The organism is Mesorhizobium sp. DxT (assembly GCF_058448885.1).
In genome coordinates, this window is sequence record NZ_JBZFLJ010000002.1 from 164,292 (window position 1) to 181,502 (window position 17,211).

General features: G+C 63.0%; 21 protein-coding genes. 6 read left to right on the forward strand and 15 right to left on the reverse strand.

The window, feature by feature from the left end:
- The first annotated feature begins 28 nt into the window (after positions 1–28).
- Positions 29–577 carry a gamma-glutamylcyclotransferase gene (locus ACVJNE_RS04850; protein ID WP_499563482.1) on the forward strand — a complete coding sequence of 183 codons (549 nt, stop codon included), beginning with the start codon at positions 29–31 and terminating at the stop codon, positions 575–577.
- Here the strand turns inward: ACVJNE_RS04850 and ACVJNE_RS04855 are convergent.
- The 4 genes from ACVJNE_RS04855 to ftsE form a co-directional block, all read right to left on the reverse strand.
- Entirely contained in the window at positions 537–1,337 is an 801-nt protein-coding gene (locus ACVJNE_RS04855) for a lysophospholipid acyltransferase family protein (RefSeq protein WP_499563484.1), read from the reverse strand. The two genes, ACVJNE_RS04850 and ACVJNE_RS04855, sit on opposite strands and share 41 nt — an antisense overlap.
- A gap of 85 nt (positions 1,338–1,422) precedes the next feature.
- Entirely contained in the window at positions 1,423–2,112 is a 690-nt protein-coding gene (locus tag ACVJNE_RS04860) for a YdcF family protein (protein ID WP_173189361.1), read from the reverse strand.
- A gap of 64 nt (positions 2,113–2,176) precedes the next feature.
- Positions 2,177–3,163 carry a cell division protein FtsX gene (locus tag ACVJNE_RS04865; RefSeq protein ID WP_499563485.1) on the reverse strand — a complete coding sequence of 329 codons (987 nt, stop codon included), beginning with the start codon at positions 3,161–3,163 and terminating at the stop codon, positions 2,177–2,179.
- The gene (gene ftsE / locus ACVJNE_RS04870; RefSeq protein ID WP_173189357.1) at positions 3,156–3,815 is read right to left on the reverse strand and encodes a cell division ATP-binding protein FtsE; all 660 of its coding nucleotides are present in this window, start codon (positions 3,813–3,815) and stop codon (positions 3,156–3,158) included. Before ftsE ends, ACVJNE_RS04865 begins: the two co-directional genes overlap by 8 nt.
- Positions 3,816–3,995: 180 nt before the next feature.
- On the opposite strand from ftsE, the gene ACVJNE_RS04875 reads away from it, so the two are divergent.
- From ACVJNE_RS04875 to ACVJNE_RS04885, 3 genes are read left to right on the forward strand one after another with little or no spacing between them, the layout of a single operon-like run.
- Positions 3,996–4,622 carry a hypothetical protein gene (locus ACVJNE_RS04875; RefSeq protein ID WP_499563487.1) on the forward strand — a complete coding sequence of 209 codons (627 nt, stop codon included), beginning with the start codon at positions 3,996–3,998 and terminating at the stop codon, positions 4,620–4,622.
- Positions 4,622–5,164, forward strand: coding sequence for a hypoxanthine phosphoribosyltransferase (gene hpt, locus ACVJNE_RS04880; protein ID WP_444726645.1), 543 nt, complete (start codon positions 4,622–4,624; stop codon positions 5,162–5,164). The genes ACVJNE_RS04875 and hpt overlap by 1 nt, the downstream gene beginning before the upstream one ends.
- A gap of 3 nt (positions 5,165–5,167) precedes the next feature.
- A complete protein-coding gene (locus ACVJNE_RS04885) occupies positions 5,168–5,530 on the forward strand; it encodes a response regulator (protein ID WP_499563489.1) in 363 nt (120 codons plus the stop codon).
- 29 nt (positions 5,531–5,559) lie between these two features.
- On the opposite strand, the gene ACVJNE_RS04890 is transcribed toward ACVJNE_RS04885, so the two are convergent.
- The 4 genes from ACVJNE_RS04890 to ACVJNE_RS04905 all read right to left on the reverse strand — a co-directional run bounded on the left by ACVJNE_RS04890 (position 5,560) and on the right by ACVJNE_RS04905 (position 10,136).
- Complete coding sequence (locus ACVJNE_RS04890) at positions 5,560–6,561, reverse strand: esterase-like activity of phytase family protein (protein ID WP_499563491.1); 1,002 nt, start codon at positions 6,559–6,561, stop codon at positions 5,560–5,562.
- Complete coding sequence (gene cobT, locus ACVJNE_RS04895; protein WP_173189347.1) at positions 6,558–8,450, reverse strand: cobaltochelatase subunit CobT; 1,893 nt, start codon at positions 8,448–8,450, stop codon at positions 6,558–6,560. The genes ACVJNE_RS04890 and cobT overlap by 4 nt, the downstream gene beginning before the upstream one ends.
- A gap of 3 nt (positions 8,451–8,453) precedes the next feature.
- Positions 8,454–9,440, reverse strand: a complete 987-nt coding sequence (cobS, locus tag ACVJNE_RS04900; RefSeq protein ID WP_173190099.1) for a cobaltochelatase subunit CobS — start codon at positions 9,438–9,440, stop codon at positions 8,454–8,456.
- A gap of 78 nt (positions 9,441–9,518) precedes the next feature.
- Complete coding sequence (locus ACVJNE_RS04905) at positions 9,519–10,136, reverse strand: J domain-containing protein (RefSeq protein WP_499563493.1); 618 nt, start codon at positions 10,134–10,136, stop codon at positions 9,519–9,521.
- Between the two features lie 147 nt (positions 10,137–10,283).
- Here ACVJNE_RS04905 and ACVJNE_RS04910 point away from each other — a divergent pair, with 147 nt between their 5' ends.
- Complete coding sequence (locus ACVJNE_RS04910) at positions 10,284–10,586, forward strand: BolA family protein (protein WP_173189343.1); 303 nt, start codon at positions 10,284–10,286, stop codon at positions 10,584–10,586.
- A gap of 6 nt (positions 10,587–10,592) precedes the next feature.
- Here ACVJNE_RS04910 and rlmN read toward each other — a convergent pair whose 3' ends face one another.
- From rlmN to ACVJNE_RS04935, 5 genes are all read right to left on the reverse strand, one after another.
- On the reverse strand, positions 10,593–11,579 hold the full coding sequence (gene rlmN / locus ACVJNE_RS04915) for a 23S rRNA (adenine(2503)-C(2))-methyltransferase RlmN (RefSeq protein WP_499563495.1): 987 nt from the start codon (positions 11,577–11,579) through the stop codon (positions 10,593–10,595).
- A gap of 138 nt (positions 11,580–11,717) precedes the next feature.
- The gene (locus tag ACVJNE_RS04920; RefSeq protein ID WP_499563497.1) at positions 11,718–12,296 is read right to left on the reverse strand and encodes a TetR/AcrR family transcriptional regulator; all 579 of its coding nucleotides are present in this window, start codon (positions 12,294–12,296) and stop codon (positions 11,718–11,720) included.
- A gap of 10 nt (positions 12,297–12,306) precedes the next feature.
- On the reverse strand, positions 12,307–13,578 hold the full coding sequence (locus tag ACVJNE_RS04925) for an HlyC/CorC family transporter (RefSeq protein WP_444726637.1): 1,272 nt from the start codon (positions 13,576–13,578) through the stop codon (positions 12,307–12,309).
- Positions 13,575–14,702 (reverse strand): 3-dehydroquinate synthase, encoded by a 1,128-nt coding sequence (aroB, locus tag ACVJNE_RS04930; RefSeq protein ID WP_499563499.1) that lies wholly within the window; start codon positions 14,700–14,702, stop codon positions 13,575–13,577. The genes ACVJNE_RS04925 and aroB overlap by 4 nt, the downstream gene beginning before the upstream one ends.
- The gene (locus ACVJNE_RS04935; protein WP_312860539.1) at positions 14,702–15,298 is read right to left on the reverse strand and encodes a shikimate kinase; all 597 of its coding nucleotides are present in this window, start codon (positions 15,296–15,298) and stop codon (positions 14,702–14,704) included. The genes aroB and ACVJNE_RS04935 overlap by 1 nt, the downstream gene beginning before the upstream one ends.
- 254 nt (positions 15,299–15,552) lie before the next feature.
- Between ACVJNE_RS04935 and ACVJNE_RS04940 the strand changes: the two genes are divergently transcribed.
- Positions 15,553–15,702, forward strand: coding sequence for a histidine kinase (locus tag ACVJNE_RS04940; protein ID WP_499563502.1), 150 nt, complete (start codon positions 15,553–15,555; stop codon positions 15,700–15,702).
- Between the two features lie 12 nt (positions 15,703–15,714).
- On the opposite strand, the gene ACVJNE_RS04945 is transcribed toward ACVJNE_RS04940, so the two are convergent.
- The gene (locus tag ACVJNE_RS04945) at positions 15,715–15,894 is read right to left on the reverse strand and encodes a hypothetical protein (protein ID WP_499563504.1); all 180 of its coding nucleotides are present in this window, start codon (positions 15,892–15,894) and stop codon (positions 15,715–15,717) included.
- A gap of 243 nt (positions 15,895–16,137) precedes the next feature.
- Complete coding sequence (locus ACVJNE_RS04950) at positions 16,138–17,085, reverse strand: sensor histidine kinase (RefSeq protein WP_499563506.1); 948 nt, start codon at positions 17,083–17,085, stop codon at positions 16,138–16,140.
- Positions 17,086–17,211 lie beyond the last annotated feature (126 nt).

Below are 17,211 nucleotides of genomic sequence, written 5' to 3' on the forward strand. Positions count from 1 at the left end.
TCCGGTGCATTCAGTGTGGTTAGGCGATATGGGCGATTTTTGGGTGTTTGGCTATGGCTCGCTGATGTGGCGGCCGGGTTTTGCCCATACCGAAACGCACAGGGCGCGTCTCATGGGCTATCGCCGGGCGCTGTGCGTACGCTCGCATGTCCATCGCGGAACGCCGGATCGACCGGGCCTTGTGCTGGGGCTGGACCGTGGTGGGTCCTGCCTCGGCCTCGCCTTCCGTGTCCCGAACGATCTCTCCGGCGAGGTGATGGCCTATCTGCGCGAACGCGAACTCGTCACCAACGTCTACCTCGAAAAAAGGCTCCCTATCCGGCTCGATAGCGGCGACACGGTAGAAGCGGTGACATACGTTGTCGACCGTCATCACCTGCAATATGCAGCGCGCGTCGATGTCGATGAAGCAGCGCGAACCGTCAGCGGCTCGGTCGGCCAGTCCGGTCCGAACGACGAATATGTGCTCAACACGATCGGCCACCTCCGGGCGCTTGGCATACACGACCACTGGCTGGAGCGGGTCGCCGAGCGCCTCAGTCCCGCGCCGCAGGCGGTTCCACCCCGAGCTCCCTGAGCCGCTTTACGGCCGTGGGCGGCATTTGCGGCGGATTGGCCGAACGCGCGGCCTCGACCAGCAGTTCATCGCAGGCAGCCTCGGTTTCGGAAACCAGTCGCTCCATGAACGCTTCCTTTCCCAGCCCCGGCTCGATCGGAGGCAGGAAGCGGGCATGGATGACGCCCGGAAACCGCAGGAACTTGCGGCGCGGCCAGTAGAGACCCGCGACATGCGCAACAGGCACCACGGGAACACCCAGCGCCGAGTAGATTTCGACGATGCCCCATTTGTAGGCCGGCTCGTCGCCGGGCGCGCGGCGCGTACCTTCCGGATAGATGATGAGCTGCCGGTTCTCGACCATGCGCTCGCGCGCGATCACCAGCGCCTGTTTGAGCGCCTTGGAGCGACTGCCGCGGTTGATCGGGATCATCCGCATCTTGGCGACGTACCAGCCGAACATCGGGATCCACATCAGCTCGCGCTTGAGGATGTAGACCGGGTCGCGCAGGTAGGGAAAGAACGAGATCGTATCCCAGAAGGACTGGTGCTTGGGCGCCAGGATGAACGGGCCTTCCGGCAGGTTCTCCAGGCCTTCGATCCGGCTTTCGGTGCCGGCGATCCATTCCTGCAGCTTGAGGCTCGACCGCGCCCAGAATTTCGGCACGAACCAGGCGAGATGGCGCGGTGCGATGAAATAGAACGGTGTCCAGAAGATCATCTGGACGATAAGGCTGACATAGAAGGCGACGTTGAACGCCAGCGACCTGACGACGAGCATGGGGACCGGCCTGAGGGGTTGTCGTGCGGAGGTCTGGTTACACCAAGCAGCCGCAAAGGGGAATGCGTCGCGGCCCGACCGGGTCCTATTGGACCATTTCGGCGGAAGCAGGCGCCGTCACCTCCACCATGCCGGCCTGCTGCGAACCCAGACGCGGGAACGCTCCCCGCACCACTGCCGCGAGATATTTTGCGTATTCGGTCAACAGCACCCGCAGCGCATCGCGGTTGGTCATCCACTCTCCGCCGTCGAGGCGGGTGTTGACGACCGGATAGGGCAGCAGGTCGGTGTCGCCGATCAAACGCTTCAGTTCGAGCAGGCTACGCGGCATGTGATAATTGTTGGTGACCACGATGACGCTGCCATAGGCATGACTGGTCACCCATTTGGCGCTCTCTTCGGCGTTGCCGATCGTATCGAGCGCCGCGCGGTCGATATCAACGCAACAGGCGAAGAGATCCGGGTCTCCACCCGTCGCCTGTTGCAGGTCGACCACGCGTGCCGAGGGGTTCACACCACTGATGAGCAGCCGCTGCCCCTTGCCCGAGCGAAGCAGGTCGAATGCCGCGTCGAGACGCTTCTCACCGCCGGTCAGGACGATGATGGCGTCGGCATCGCGCGGCTCGGCAGGCGTGGCAAGTCGGGCCACATGCGTCGAAAAGGCCGCAAACCCGCCGAGAAACGCAAGACAGCCGCACAGAAGCACGACTGCCGAGACGGCAAGCGCGCGCAGCCAGCGCCTCTGTGGCGCAACTGTCCTTACGGGCCCCTTCATAGTGCCATGGTTAACTGCGAATTGCGGCAATGAATAGCCGCTTCTGAAAGAGTTTCAGCAGCTTTCAACCGTCATGATGACGGGCATCGATGTCTCCCAGATAGGAAACCACCGTCAGATGCGATGTGGCTGCAGTCAGCGCGCCGACGGCGACAACCACCAGAGCCACACCTGCATAACCCGCTGTACCGATTGCAAAATTGCCGAAAAGCGCCGTGGCCTGATCGGCTTCAGGCGTCGCCATATTGCGCGAAGACCACCATGAGAAGGCAACGAAGACGATGATCGCGGCCAATCCACCCGCCGCAGCCCCCTTCATGCCGGTGAGCAGGAAATGGCGGCGGAACTCGCCGGCGATGAATCGCGCCTCGGCCCCGACGAAATGAAGCACCTCGATGATGTGGCCGTTGCCGGCCATCGCACCGCGCGTGGCGAAGACGACGGAAAGCACGGTGGCTGCAAGCATCAGTGCCAGCACCGAAATGCCGATTGTCACGGTCGTGCGCGCCATGGCGACCAGTCGGTCGACCCAGGTACGGTGATCGTCGAGCGACGCTTGAGGCACTTCAGCGCTGAGCGCTGTACGCATCGCGGCGAAATCCGGCGGCGATGCCGGATCGATAGTCACGATGACGAGGCGTGGCACGGGCAGTTCGTCGATGTCTAGGCCCGACCCAAGCCACGGTTCGAGCAACCTGATCGTTGCCTCCGCACCGACGATGGAGGCCGAGCGCACGCCGGCGAAGCCGGAGACGATGCGTTGCGCGGTTGCCAGACCCGCCTCCATGTCGAAGCCTTCGGCCGGCTTGATCTGGATCGTCGCCTCGCGGGCGATCTGCGTCTGCCATGTCGCCGCGGTGTCGCGCACCAGCGTGACCGCGCCAAGCGTCAGGCAGGACAGGAACGTCATGATGGCTATGACGAGGATCAGCGCACTGCCGGCGACGTTTTGCGGTGGCACGATCGGCGCAGACTTGCGCGGCGTGCGCTCGGGACGTGCCGGGGCCGCTTCCCCGTGCTCGGCCTCTTCTGCTGGATCCCCGTCAATCATGGATTTCCAGCCGCCCGTCAGCGAGGATCATGCGCCGTGCGTCGACCTGCTCCATCAGGCCGAGATCGTGGGTAGCGATGACCACGGCCGTTCCCAGCCGGTTCAGTTCGATGAAGAGGCGCAGAAGCCGGCGCGCCAGCGGCGGATCGACATTGCCCGTCGGTTCGTCCGCCAGCAGGATTTCCGGCTGCTCGATGAGCGCGCGCGCGATTGCCGCGCGCTGCTTTTCACCACCCGACAGCACGGGCGGCAGCACATGCATGCGCTCGCCCAGGCCCACCCATTTCAGAAGCTCGATCACGTCCGACCGATACGTGGCCTCCTCGCGCCCGCGCACACGCAATGGCAAGGCCACATTCTCGTAGGTGGTCATGTGGTCGAGCAGGCGGAAGTCCTGGAACACGACGCCGATGCGCCGCCGCAGCATCGGCAGTTCGCGACGTGTGATGCGCGCGCGATCCTTGTTGAAGACGGTGATGAGCCCGCGCGTCGGCTTGAGCGACAGGAACAGCAGGCGCAGCAGCGTCGTCTTGCCGGCGCCCGACGGGCCGCTCAGAAACTGGAACGAGCGTTCAGGCAGATCGAATGAGATGTCGCGGAGGATCTCCGGTCCCATGCCATAGCGAAGGCCGACATTCTCGAATCGGATCACCGGGAGTCCTTACGTCTTGCGATTGGCCGGTTGCGTTTCGGCGGAACGGGGCAAGCCCGAACATCCATCGGCATGGTTAAGGCCGGGTTAAATTCCACGTCTGAAGGGTGTTTCCGCAGCGAAGCATTAACCATTTCGGTCTACTGCCTGCAGGAGCACCGCTAAAGGACGGCCGGCCGCATGAACGAGGACGACAAGGCACGCCCGGTTTCCGGCGAAATCATGACAGGCGAGGCCATACGCAGCGGAACCGTGCGCAAGGCCGATGTCACGGACGCGGAATACGAAACGGTTGACGGTCCGGCAAATGCCAGTCCGCGCGGCTTCGAGCCTGTCGCGCCGGCAACGGGCATGGATTTTCTCAAGGCCGATATCGCCACAGCGCAGGATGAACCGCGCGGCAGGCAGGGCGGGCCCCTCTTCTGGTCTTTCGGTCTCACTCTTGTCATCCTCGCCTTCTGGATTTCCGGCGGCCATGCGCTTGTGCGCAACGTCGTGCTTCCCGCCTCTTCCGAGCGGCTGCAGCCGCTGCGGATCGGAGAAGTCAAGAGCCGGATCGAGAACCGCGACGGTCGCGATGTGCTGTTCATCGACGGTCTTGCCGAAAACCACGGCGGCAGCGCCAGCCAGCTGCCGCCGATCGAAATCATGGTCACCGATAACAAAGGCGCGGCGACGCGCTATTTTCTGGGGACAAACGGCGCCGAACTGCAGCCAGGCGACCGCTACTCCTTTTCGAGCCGCCTGGAGGCACCTAGGTACGGCGTGAAATCCGTTTCGGTCAGCTTCCGGGAGGGCAATCGCTGATGCCTGTGGTACGCGGCAAGGAAATCGAGGTCCTGTTCAGCGCCTCGACGATCGCACGACGCAATCTGGAACTGGCCAAGGACATCGCCGAGCGCGACTACGAGGACCTGCTGGTCATCTCGATCCTCAAGGGCTCGTTCATCTTTGCGGCGGACCTGATTCGCGCCATGCACGACACCGGCCTGTCGCCGGAAGTCGAGTTCATCTTCATCTCCAGCTACGGCACCGGAACAACCTCCGGCGAGGTGAAGGTACTGCGCGACATCGACAACGAGGTTGCCGGCCGTGATGTGCTGCTGATCGATGACATTCTCGAATCGGGCAAGACGCTGAAGTTCACACGCGAACTGATGATGTCGCGCGGGGCGAAGAGCGTCTCGATCGCCGTGCTGCTCGACAAGCACAGCAAGCGCCAGACTGAGCTGACTGCCGACTTCGTCGGCTTCGACTGCCCCGACTATTTCGTGGTCGGCTACGGCATGGACGTCGCGCACGCCTTTCGCGAGCTGCCGTTTGTCGGCGTGGTCAAGGGAGACGCCTGAGGTATGGCAAGGATACTGATCGTCGAGGACGACGAATCCGTCCGCGCCTTCACCGCACGCGCCATCGCCGCTGGCGGCCATGAGGTCGAGACTGCCGAAGACGGCGATCTCGGGCTCGAATCGATCCGCAGCGCCGATGGCGGCTACGACCTCGTACTCTCCGACATCCGCATGCCGGCAATGGATGGCATCGAGATGGCCAAGCGCGCCGCCAGCGAATTCCCGGGCCTCAGGATCCTGCTGATGACCGGCTATGCCGAGCAACGCGAACGCGCCGCGGACCTTGCCGACATCATCATCGACGTCGTGCCGAAACCGTTCACGCTCAACGAGATCAGGACCAAGGTGCAAAAGGCGCTGCAGTAGCGGCACAGCGGCCTTGGCTTTGGTGCGTCCTAATCCAGCAGGCGGAACTCCAGGTAGATCGTCCTTTGCAGGAAGGACTGGTTGTCGTCGGAGACGAGCGAGATGATCGTCTCGCCGTCCTCGCGCTGCCAGACGTCCAGCGCTTCCATGTTGTCGATCCTGTAGGCGAGATCGGCCTGCATCAACACGCTGCCGTCGACCAACGCATCCGGCATGAGGCTTGCCGCCTCGATCCGCCGCAGCCGCATGGCCACGCCCTGCGCAATCGAGAAGCGCCGCTCCAGAATGAGAAGGTCGCCGTCGGGCAGGAATGCCCCGTCGGTAACGTCGAAATCGTCGCTGCGCCGGACCTTGAAGATGCCACGCTGCGGACCCTCGACAATCGCGGCGAAGATGTTGCCTTCTGTGTCGATGCTGCGTTCTGCAACCACGATGCGGGCCCCGGCGAGCGCGCTGTCGTCGGGTGCGCGCGCGACGGTCTCGAAGCCCTGATTGTAGCGCAGCTCGTGGCGCGGCACGACGAAGTCGATCTCGCGCTGCGGGCCGGCCATCCCATCCGGGCCTATGGCATATTCGACGATGCGCGCATCGCGCTCGAAGGCGACCGTAGCGATGCCGTCATGGACCTCCAGTCCCTCGGCATCCTTGTCTTCCTTTGCGTCCACGATATTCCCGTTGGCGTCGACCATCGCCTGCAGACTGAAATCACCGACACGCGCCGGCACGTGATCGCCGTCGCGCTCAATGCGGCCGCGGAACCAGTAGCCGTGATCGGCAATGCCGAGAAACGCGCTTCCCGGCGACAGAAAGCGCAGACCGGAAAACTGGCCAAAACGGCGATCCTGCGCACTCAGCTCGAGCCCGCCGACGAATTCGAGCGAACCGAAACGGGTCTCCGCCGAGCCGAGCGCGAACCGGGTGATCTGGGAACTCTGGAGCTCGACCGGCTCGGGCGCGCTGTCCTGAGCATGGCCCGCTCCACCCGTCAGAAACAGCAGCACGGCGCCGAGCGCCGCATGAAAACGCCTCATCGCCCGCGACGGGCGACACGCCGCGCGTCGCGCTGGTTCTCCTCGCCGAACAATGCGGCGAGCTGCTCGGTCATCGCACCGGCCAGCTCCTCCGCATCGACGATGGTCACGGCGCGGCGATAGTAGCGCGTCACGTCGTGGCCGATGCCGATCGCCAGAAGCTCCACCGGCGAACGCGTCTCGATCAGCTCGATCACGGCGCGCAGATGCCGCTCCAGATAATTGCCCGGATTGACCGACAGCGTGGAATCGTCGACCGGCGCGCCGTCCGAGATCATCATCAGGATCTTGCGCTGCTCGGGCCGCGCGATCAGCCGCTGATGTGCCCACAGAAGCGCCTCGCCGTCGATATTCTCCTTCAGCAGCCCCTCGCGCATCATCAGGCCGAGATTGCGTCGCGCACGTCGCCAAGGCGCGTCCGCCGACTTGTAGATGATATGACGCAGGTCGTTGAGCCGACCCGGATTGGCAGGCTTGCCTTCCTTGAGCCACTTCTCGCGCGACTGCCCGCCCTTCCAGGCGCGGGTTGTGAAGCCGAGGATTTCCACCGACACGCCGCAACGTTCCAGCGTGCGCGCCAGAATATCGGCGCAAGTGGCGGCGACGGTGATCGGGCGACCGCGCATCGAACCCGAATTGTCGAGAACCAGCGTGACCACCGTGTCGCGGAACTGGGTGTCGCGTTCCCACTTGAACGAGAGCGGCTGCATCGGGTCGATAACGACACGCATCAGACGCGCTGTGTCGAGCACGCCCTCTTCCAGATCGAAGTCCCAGGAGCGGTTCTGCTGCGCCATCAGGCGGCGCTGGAGGCGGTTCGCAAGCCGGCCGACCACGCCCTGCAGATTGGCGAGCTGCTTGTCGAGGAAGGCGCGCAGGCGTTCCAGCTCCTCTTCGTCGCAAAGCTCCTCGGCCCCGACCGTCTCGTCGAACGCGCCGGTGAAGATCTTGTAGTCGATCTCCTTGGGCAGGTTCGCGAAGGGGTTGTCCTGCCGCTTGGCTTCGCCCGGCGTCTCGGCGTCGAGGTCCTCGTCGTCGGAAAGTTCGTCGGCGCTGGCTTCCGAGGATTCCGTTTCGCCGGTCTCCTCATCCTCGCTGGCGCTGTCGCTTTCCTCAGCCTGCGACTGCTCGGAGCCTGAATCGTCCTCGCCGCCCTGCTCGCTGCTTTCCTCGCCCTGCGGCTCGTTTTCTTCGTCTTCCGATTCCTGGCTCTGCTCGTCCTCGCCCAGCTCCTCGGCCATTTCCATCGAGGCGAGCATCTCGCGCACCACGCGGGCGAAGGCCTGCTGGTCGTCCAGCTTGTCGGCGAGCCCGGCAATGTCGCCGCCAGCCTTGTCATCGATCCACTTGCGCCAGAGATCGACGACGCGCTGGCCGCTGCGCGGCGCTTCACGGCCTGTCAGCTTCTCGCGCACCATCAACGCGATGGCTTCCTCCAGCGGCGCGTCGGCCTGGTCGGCAACGTCGGCGAGGTTTGCCTTGGCGTATTTATCTTCCAGCATCGAGCCGATATTGTCGGCCACGCCCTGCATCGCCCGGCTGCCGATCGCCTCGACCCGTGCCTGCTCGACGGCATCGAAGATGGCGCGCGCCTGCTTGCCCTCGGGCGCAAGACGCGTATGGACGCGCGGGTCGTGGCAGGCGCGGCGCAGCGCCATCGAATCGCCAAGCCCACGCGTGACGGCAATGTCGGCGGCCGAGGCCTTCTTGGGCAGATCAGGCAAACGTGCGCGCGAACCGGCCAGCGCCGGCTTCTCCTTGGCAAAGGCGACCTCAAGCTCACCGTCACCGGCAAGCGCGCGCATGCAGACCGACACCGCCCGCTTGAACGCGTCGGTGTCGCCGCCCTTGCCGGGCTTGTTGCGCGTATTGTCGCCTGGGCCCGCCAACGGCTACCCCAGCACCACGTTTGCAGCGCTTTCCGGCAGTTCCTCGCCGAAGGCGCGCTGATAGAACTCGGCCACGACGGCGCGCTCCAGCTCGTCGCACTTGTTCAGGAATGTGAGGCGGAAGGCAAAGCCGACATCGTTGAAGATCTCGGCGTTCTCGGACCACATGATGACCGTACGCGGGCTCATCACGGTCGACAGATCGCCATTGATGAAGGCGGACCGCGTCATGTCAGCGACCCGCACCATCTTGTTGACGATGTCGCGCCCCTTCTCGGTGCGGAAGTGCTTGGCCTTCGCCAGAACGATCTCGACCTCGTTATCGTGCGGCAGATAGTTGAGCGTGGTGACGATGGACCAGCGGTCCATCTGCGCCTGGTTGATCTGCTGCGTGCCGTGATAGAGGCCGGTCGTGTCGCCGAGGCCGACCGTATTGGCGGTGGCGAACAGGCGGAATGCCGGGTGCGGACGAATGACGCGGCTCTGATCGAGAAGCGTCAGCCGGCCGGAGGATTCCAGCACGCGCTGGATGACGAACATTACGTCGGGACGGCCGGCGTCGTACTCGTCGAAGACCAGCGCGACATTGTGCTGATAGGCCCAGGGCAGGATGCCGTCGCGGAACTCGGTGACCTGCATGCCTTCCTTGACAACGATGGCGTCCTTGCCGACGAGGTCGATACGGCTGACATGGCTGTCGAGGTTGATGCGCACGCAGGGCCAGTTCAACCGCGCCGCGACCTGCTCGATATGGGTCGACTTGCCGGTGCCGTGATAGCCGGAGACCATCACGCGGCGGTTGTAGGCAAAGCCCGAGAGGATGGCGAGCGTGGTCTGACGGTCGAACAGATAGTCCGGATCGACGTCCGGCACATGTTCGTTGGCGTCCGAATAGGCCGGCACCACCATCGAGGACTCGAAACCGAAAGTGTCCTTCACCGAGACGGTGGTGTCGGGAAGGTTTGCGATGTCGCGATCGTGCTTGTTCATCATGCCTCCACACGCGGAAGCAACGCTGCCGCCAGTGTTCCTGTCATCTTCGGGGGCCGTCTTTAGCAGACCGCGTCGCTAACACAAACCTGCTTGTTTGAGCACGCGGTAAGCTTGCAGAACATCGCGAAACCGGTCTTCCGAACCCCTGTCGCCACCATTCGCATCCGGATGGTGGCGCTTCACGAGTTCCTTATAGCGCGACTTTATGGCCGCGCCAGTCGCGCTGGCCTCAAGTCCAAGCGTTTCCAGCGCCTTGGCCTCAAGCGTTTTCAGCTTGCGCGTCCGCGGACGGTCCGGATCCCGCTCGCCGCCGAACATGCCGAACGGATCGCGCACCCGATTGTAATAGCCCGCCGCACCCGAGCGCTTCTGCGCGTAGTCTGGCGTGGAGCGTGCATGACCGTTGACGCCCAGCTTCCAGGTCGGCCGGTGGCCCGTCATCGCTTCCTTCTGGTAGCGCGCGACCTCGCTGTCGGCCAGCCCAGAGAAGTAGTTGAAACCCTTGTTGTATTCGCGCACGTGGTTGAAGCAGAACTGGAAATATTCGCCCTCGCGCATGCGGCCCACGGGTGCGCGATGGGTGCCCGCCTCCTCGCAACCATCCCACTGACATATCGGCGCGTGCGACTTCAGATCCGCCTGCGGGTCGCGGCGGACTTTGATCTTCTCGAAATATTTTGAGTACGGTTTCATCCGTTCCTGAGCCGAAGCAGCCAGACGATTATGGTCTCTTCGCAGTGCGATACAAGAATTGACATTTGCGGGATCATCCCCCAACCGCATGAATCGAAACGATGTCGGCGGTGCGGAACCGTCCTCATATGGTGAAGGAAACCGACCTTGTCCATCCAGTCCACGATCGAAGCGAAGCTTGCCGCGGCCTTTTCACCGGAACGCCTCGCCGTCATCAACGAGAGCCACCTGCACGCGGGACACCACCATACGGAGTCCGGCCACCACGAGACGTTCGACGGCACGGGTGAAACCCATTTCCGTGTCCGTATCGTGGCAGAGGCCTTCGCAAAGATGAGCAGGATAGAGCGTCACCGCGCAGTCAACGCGCTGCTGGCCGATGAGCTGGCTGCAAGCGTCCACGCGCTCGCGATCGAGCCCGCGGCGCCGGGCGAAAAGACGCGGTGGTGAAGCCCGTCAGTCTATCCTGATGCCGGTAAGGTCGCGGAGCCACAGTTGCCCGCACGCAGCGCCGATGTCGCGTCCTTGCGTGTCGCGCACGACCACCGGCACGCCTGCCCTTTCAAGCTTCTGGCGGAAAAATCCGAGACGGTCATCGCTGGTGGGCGCCAGGTCGACCGAGTCGATCGGATTCCATCGCATCAGATTGATACGGGCCGGCCGGCCTGAAAACATAGAGATCAGCCGCTGCAAATCCGCGTGGGTATCGTTGATGCCCGGCAGAACGAGATAGACGAAGGTCACCACACGGTTGTGCCGCTGCGCCCATGAAAGCGCGCCGGCGACCACCTCGCGCAGGGCATGTTTGCGCGCTCCGGGGATGAGGCGATCCCGAACCTCCTGTGTCGTCGCGTGCAGCGAAATCGTCAGATTGATCGCAAGATGCTCCTCGCGAAGGCTTCGCAGAGCCTTGGGAATACCAATCGTCGAGACGGTTATCCCCGACGTCGGAAACGCCATGCCGCGCCTGTCCCGCAGGATCCGTATTGCATCCAGAACATTGGCATAGTTGTTCAGCGGTTCGCCGATTCCCATGAAAACAATGCGATTGACCTTGGGGCCGGCTCTGACCACCTGCTCGACGATTTCGCCTGCGCTCAGGTTCCTTTTCAGGCCTGCTTGACCGGACGCGCAGAAGCGGCAGGCGAATGCGCAACCCACTTGTGAGGAAACACAGGCAGTCATGCCATCGCGGCGGCGAATGAGAACGGTTTCGATCGCATAGCCGTCGTCGAGCCCAAACAGCACCTTTTCAGACCTGCTTCCGCGCTCCCGGGCTCTGGTCGAGAGCTTCCGTAGTCTGATCCCCGACTTGTCGGCCCAGTCACGCAGTCGACCTGGCAAATCCCGCTGCGGTGAGAACAGGTCCCGATAATCGATGGCGGTGCCATATGCCGCGGCCAGCATATCGAACTGTCTGGCTGTGAGGTCGAGAGCATGCACACGAGGGCTCCCGCTCTCGAGGCTGTCATCCAACTTGAGTTCTGAGAGGTACATGGTCGGTCCGTGCGGCGTCACCACGCATGGGCGACAATGGCCGCATAAATAACCGACGCGTAAGTTATATTCAAGAGTGTGTAGCTATGGCGCTGCCGGAAACTCCTGATCGGGATACAGGACCGACAGCACATTAGCGGTGCTTTGGGTCATGAACGAAGCGAGGTCACCATCACGGGCGACCATCCACTGCATGCAGCTTCCCTGAATAACAGCCTGAATGAGCAGCGACGTTTTGAAAGGCTCATGTGGCCCGGCTGGAAGCCGCGCCTCTATCGCGGCCCTGACCAGTTCGTTGCGCTCGTTCGCAAGCACACGCAAAGCGGGGTCGCGGACGTCGCCCCACAGAAGCAGGAGATAGGCTTCGCTGCCCTCCCCGGTGCCCATCCCGGCAATGAGGTCCTTGAGCATGAACCACAGCGGTTCCAAACCCCGCTCGGATGGCGCTTGCGCAAAATAGTCGCGAACTTCCTGCGTCATCCGTTCCATGACCAGAGCGTGGAGCGTGGCCTTGTCGCTGAATCGCTGAATTAACGCGGCGCGCGATAGACCCACGGCAACGGCAACGTCCGATAACGTGAAATCCGATGGTCCCTTACGCAACAGCACGGCCTGGGCCGTTTCGAGGATTTCATCGTCGCTATGCAGCTTCGGTCGGGGCATGCTCGCTCCCCTATGCCCCTTCGGCTGGTCTGATCCTGATGCGGGTGATGCGGTTCTTGTCGCGTTTCATTACGATGAAGCGCTTTCCGTGGAAGGTGAAGGCCTGCTTCTCCTCCGGGATCGACTGCGTTTCGTGAATGACGAGGCCGGCGATGGTGGTCGCTTCCTCGTCGGGCAGGTTCCAGTCGAGAGCGCGGTTGAGGTCCCGGATCGGGACCGAGCCCTCGACCACCACCGAACCGTCAGCCTCCTGCTTCACGCCCTGCATCTCGACATCGTGCTCGTCGGCGATTTCGCCGACGATCTCCTCGATGATGTCTTCGAGCGTCACCAGCCCTTCCACTTCGCCATATTCGTCGACGACGATCGCGAAATGCGACTTGCGGCGCAGGAACGCGTTGAGCTGATCCTGCAGGGACGTGGTGTCGGGCACGAACCAGGGCTTCGACGCCACCTTCATGATGTCGATCTTGGCAAAGTCGTTGCCGACCTCGTTGAGCGCGCGCAGCAGATCCTTGGCGTGAATCACGCCGACGATGTTTTCCGTCGAACCCTTCCATAACGGCATGCGTGTATGCGGGCTCTGCAGGATCTCGCGCACCAGCGTTTCTGACGGATCATCCGCATTCACCATGCGCATATTGGTGCGGTGGATCATGATGTCGGAGACTTCGAGTTCGTGCAGGTCGAGCAGTCCGCCCATGCGGTCCCGATCCTGCTTGACGACGGAGCCCTCGCGATGAAGCACGGCGACCGTGCCGCGCAGTTCCTCGTGCGCCGACAGCATCGAATCGTCGCGGGCAAGGCTGACGCCGAACAGCGAGAGCAGGTGACGCACGATCCAGTTTGCACCGGTCGACAGCGTGCCGAACAACAGAACCACCAATCTGGCGAACGGCGACACGAAAAGCGCAAACTGCTCCGGCTTGGCCAGCGCCCACGACTTCGGCAGTATCTCGGAGAAGATCACCAGCGTGACCGTCATCGCAATCGTGGCGTAGACGACGCCGCTCTGGCCAAAAATCGAAAGCAGCAAGCTAGTCGCCAGCGCCGAGGCGAGAATGTTGACGAGGTTGTTGCCGATCAGCAGCGCGCCCACCAGCCGGTCGCGGCGTTCTATCAGCCGCTCGACAAGGATTGCGCGCTTGTCGCCGCTGTTGGCCAGCGAGTGCAGGCGCGCTCGCGATACCGCGGTCATGCCGGTCTCCGTGCCGGAAAACAGGAACGACATGGCGATCAGCACCACGATCGCCGCGAGCGTGAGCCACATCTCCAGGGTCATGAGGGCAGGTTCTCCTTCAGGAATGACAGCACTTCCGAGGTCGGCACGTCCCTGGCTACGAAGGAACGGCCTATGCCGCGCGTCAGGATGAAGGTCAGGGAGCCGCGCGAGACCTTCTTATCCTGGGCAATATAGTCGAGCATACGCTCTGGGCCCGGCAAATCGCCCGGAATCTGGGAGACCGCGACTGGCAGGCCGACCGCCGAGAGATGGGCCTCGACACGGGCTGCATCGTCGGGGCTTGCCAGGTTCATTCGGCTCGAGAAGCGATGCGCCATCGCCATGCCGATGGCGACGCCCTCTCCATGGACGAGGCGCGCGCTGTCATAGCCCGTCGCGGCCTCGAGAGCGTGGCCGAAGGTATGGCCGAGATTCAACAACGCACGGTCGCCCGCCTCGAACTCGTCGCGCGCCACGACGTCGGCCTTGGCCTGGCAGGAGACGGCTATCGCTTCCACGCGCGCGGGGCCGCCGGAGAAGATGTCCCGCCAATTGGCTTCCAGCCAGGCGAAGAAATCGGCCCGGTCGATGAGGCCGTATTTGACCACCTCGGCATAGCCGGCGCGGAACTCGCGCTCGGGCAGCGTGTCGAGGACGTCACTGTCGGCGATGACGAGCCCCGGCTGCTGGAAGACGCCGACCAGGTTCTTGCCATGCGTGGTATTGATGCCGGTCTTGCCGCCGACGGAAGAATCCACCTGCGCCAGCAGAGAGGTCGGCACCTGCACGAAGGCCATGCCGCGACGCACGATACCGGCGACGAAACCGGCAAGATCGCCGACCACCCCACCGCCGAGCGCGATCACCACGTCGCCGCGCTCGAGCCGCGCTGCAAGCACCTCGTCGACGACCTGTTGAAGCACGGCGAAGCTCTTGCTGCGCTCGCCCGGCGCGATCGTGATCGTCGCCGTCGCGATGCCTGCGCCTTCCAGGCTTTGCTTGAGGGTGGCCGCGTGCCGGGCAGCGACGTTTTCGTCGGTGACGATCGCTGCTCGGGCACCGGGAAAACGCCTGGCGAGTGTATCGCCGGCTGAAGCCAGCAAACCGCCGCCGATGAGAATGTCATAGGCGCGGCTGCCGAGGGCCACGTGAACTGTGCGTATGTCTGGCGTGTCGGTGGTCATCAAGCAGTTCTCGTTTCGTCACGGGTGGCGAACCGCTCCAGATGGTCGCCAAGGGCCTGGATGGCTTCGTCCATGATCAGTTCGCGTTTCGCGTCGCGGGTCTCCACCGTAACGTCGGCGAGCGCATAGACCGGATACCGGTCCGCCATCAGCTTGGCCATGATCGCGCGCGGGTCCGCATTCTGAAGCAGCGGCCTGTTCTGCTTCTTCGCCACGCGCTCCATCAAAAGGTCGAGATCGGCCTTGAGCCAGATGGAGATGCCGTGTTCTGCGATCGCCTCGCGCGTCTGCGCATTCATGAAGGCGCCGCCTCCGGTGGAAACCACGCGCGGACCTTCGCGCAGCAAACGCTCGATGACGCGCTGTTCGAGTGCGCGAAATTCCGGTTCGCCGTAGCGCTCGAATAGCTCGGGCACCGTCATGCGCGACACGGTTTCGATCTCGTGATCGCTGTCGACGAACGGAAGCTGCAACGCCTGCGCGACCTTGCGCCCGATCGCGGTCTTGCCGGCTCCCATCAGCCCCACGAAAACGACGACACGATCGCCGAGGCGATCGCGCAACGTCGAAACGAGATGCGGGCCAGTGTTCGTCACGACGCCGTCCTCAGCAATGCGAGGAAACCGCGCGACATCGATGCCGCATCGCAGTGCATGCGGCGGCGCAAGCTCGAAATGTCGGGACACATCGCGTCCGCCATCGCCTCCGTCCTTTGAAGGCGGTATCGACATGAAAAGCCTCACCGCGTCAAGCATCGCGGCCTGTCCGCGTTGCTGCTGATCCTTGAAATGATCACACACCCGTCCCATAACGGGACCGGTTCAATCGGCAAAAAGTTCAAGGGCGATGCATGCCAACTCTGTTCCGACTTCTGACCATATTGGCGGTCCTGGCCGGGCTGGTTTACGGCAGCATGTATGCGCTGGTTCTTTATGTTGAGCCCAATAAGGGCGAGATGACTGTCCGCATCCCGCCAGAACGCCTCAACCCGCCACGGTAAGCGCAGCAGCTCTCACGCAAACACCAAGGCGGCGAGTACACCGACCAAGAGTATTGCGGCAATGGTCGTCAGAAGCCACTGCTGGAGACTTGCCACAGGCTGGCGCCGGCGCCGCAGCAGCGGATCGGCAGCCCTGTGGTCGCCCATGGCGAGCCGGGCACCTTCATGAACCGCGTTCATCTGCGAAATCATCGTCATCTCCATGACAGGTCAGGATCGCAAAGGAACGTACCAAGGGGCTCGCGGTTCCTGTGAAAAGTTAATGCACGTCGCATGGAACCTCCGCATCCACAGCGCGTTTGTTGCCAGTGACCGGTCGCCCGCACCCCCAATCGCCCCCTCCGATGGGCGGCCGGTCGCCAACCAAGGCAACACCCTGAAATTCATCACAAGCCGGTCATGCGACCGGCTTGTTTTTTGTGGATCGTGAAAGGGTCAGTCGGCCTCGAAATTCGCTGCCGGCACTTCAAGACGATAGTCGAGGCGATCATCCTCGACGTGGAATTCCGCCTTGCCGTCGAGCGAAAGCGGAACGACGCGTTCGAGCGCCACACTGCCGAAGCGTTTCTCGTCCTGCATCTCGGCTGCGTTGGTGCGTTCGCTCCAGGTCAGGACGAGCGTAGGCGGACCATCTCCGCCCGCACCGTTCAAGGCACTTGTCAGATGTGCCTGCCCGTTGGGGCGCGCCAACGCCCCATGACTCATGGAATTAACCACCAGTTCGTGAAGCGCCAGCCCGATATGCAGAGCGGCGTTGGGGTTCAGATAAACATCGACACCCTGGAGGCTGACGCTGTCGTCATCCTCACCCCTGTATCGCGCCACCTGGCCTTCCACCAACTCGCTCAGCATTGCACCGCGCCAGTTGGACGAGGTTACCAGATCCTGGGAAGATGCGAGTGACTGAAGCCTACCGCGAAACCTGTCGAGGAAGGTGTCGATGCTGGTCGAGTACCTGCCCGTCTGCGTTGCGATGCTTTGGATGATTGCCAGCAGGTTCTTGGACCTGTGGCTGACTTCACGCAGCAAGGTGCGCAGTGTCTGCTCCCGCCGCTTTCGTTCCGTGATCTCGACGATGGTCGTGACAACGCCCGCGATGACGCCGTCATCGTCGGTATCGGCGTCGATCCACATATCGTACCAGCGCCCGCCGTCATCGACACTTGATCTGAACTCTAGCGTTTCCGGTGCGCCAGATGCCAAAACGGCGCGCTTGCGCTCGACTATACGCTCGATCGCTGCGGCGGGCATAAACTGATTATCGACCTTGCCGGCAATGTCGTCGGCCGACCATTCGGCAGGCACGTTCTGGCCCCACTGCACATGCAGGTCGGGCGTCTGATAGATGACGATGATGCCCGTGTTGCGCAGTGCGCGCAACATGCCGCGCCTCATTTCCACTTCATCCCCCCGACTTTCGCCGTACGCATGAAACCATCCCGGAAGTATGGCGCTCTGCCCGGCCGATGCAAAACGCAAATTGTACTATGCAACGAAACTTGCAGCTCG

Excerpts from the sequence above, each read along its gene's own strand:
- ACVJNE_RS04850 (WP_499563482.1), top strand. The coding sequence starts at position 29 with ATGGGCGATTTTTGGGTGTTTGGCTATGGCTCGCTGATGTGGCGGCCG.
- ACVJNE_RS04855 (WP_499563484.1), bottom strand. The coding sequence starts at position 1,337 with ATGCTCGTCGTCAGGTCGCTGGCGTTCAACGTCGCCTTCTATGTCAGC.
- ACVJNE_RS04860 (WP_173189361.1), bottom strand. The coding sequence starts at position 2,112 with ATGAAGGGGCCCGTAAGGACAGTTGCGCCACAGAGGCGCTGGCTGCGC.
- ACVJNE_RS04865 (WP_499563485.1), bottom strand. The coding sequence starts at position 3,163 with ATGATTGACGGGGATCCAGCAGAAGAGGCCGAGCACGGGGAAGCGGCC.
- ACVJNE_RS04875 (WP_499563487.1), top strand. The coding sequence starts at position 3,996 with ATGAACGAGGACGACAAGGCACGCCCGGTTTCCGGCGAAATCATGACA.
- hpt (WP_444726645.1), top strand. The coding sequence starts at position 4,622 with ATGCCTGTGGTACGCGGCAAGGAAATCGAGGTCCTGTTCAGCGCCTCG.
- ACVJNE_RS04885 (WP_499563489.1), top strand. The coding sequence starts at position 5,168 with ATGGCAAGGATACTGATCGTCGAGGACGACGAATCCGTCCGCGCCTTC.
- ACVJNE_RS04890 (WP_499563491.1), bottom strand. The coding sequence starts at position 6,561 with ATGAGGCGTTTTCATGCGGCGCTCGGCGCCGTGCTGCTGTTTCTGACG.
- cobS (WP_173190099.1), bottom strand. The coding sequence starts at position 9,440 with ATGAACAAGCACGATCGCGACATCGCAAACCTTCCCGACACCACCGTC.
- ACVJNE_RS04905 (WP_499563493.1), bottom strand. The coding sequence starts at position 10,136 with ATGAAACCGTACTCAAAATATTTCGAGAAGATCAAAGTCCGCCGCGAC.
- ACVJNE_RS04920 (WP_499563497.1), bottom strand. The coding sequence starts at position 12,296 with ATGCCCCGACCGAAGCTGCATAGCGACGATGAAATCCTCGAAACGGCC.
- ACVJNE_RS04925 (WP_444726637.1), bottom strand. The coding sequence starts at position 13,578 with ATGACCCTGGAGATGTGGCTCACGCTCGCGGCGATCGTGGTGCTGATC.
- aroB (WP_499563499.1), bottom strand. The coding sequence starts at position 14,702 with ATGACCACCGACACGCCAGACATACGCACAGTTCACGTGGCCCTCGGC.
- ACVJNE_RS04940 (WP_499563502.1), top strand. The coding sequence starts at position 15,553 with ATGCCAACTCTGTTCCGACTTCTGACCATATTGGCGGTCCTGGCCGGG.
- ACVJNE_RS04945 (WP_499563504.1), bottom strand. The coding sequence starts at position 15,894 with ATGATTTCGCAGATGAACGCGGTTCATGAAGGTGCCCGGCTCGCCATG.
- ACVJNE_RS04950 (WP_499563506.1), bottom strand. The coding sequence starts at position 17,085 with ATGTTGCGCGCACTGCGCAACACGGGCATCATCGTCATCTATCAGACG.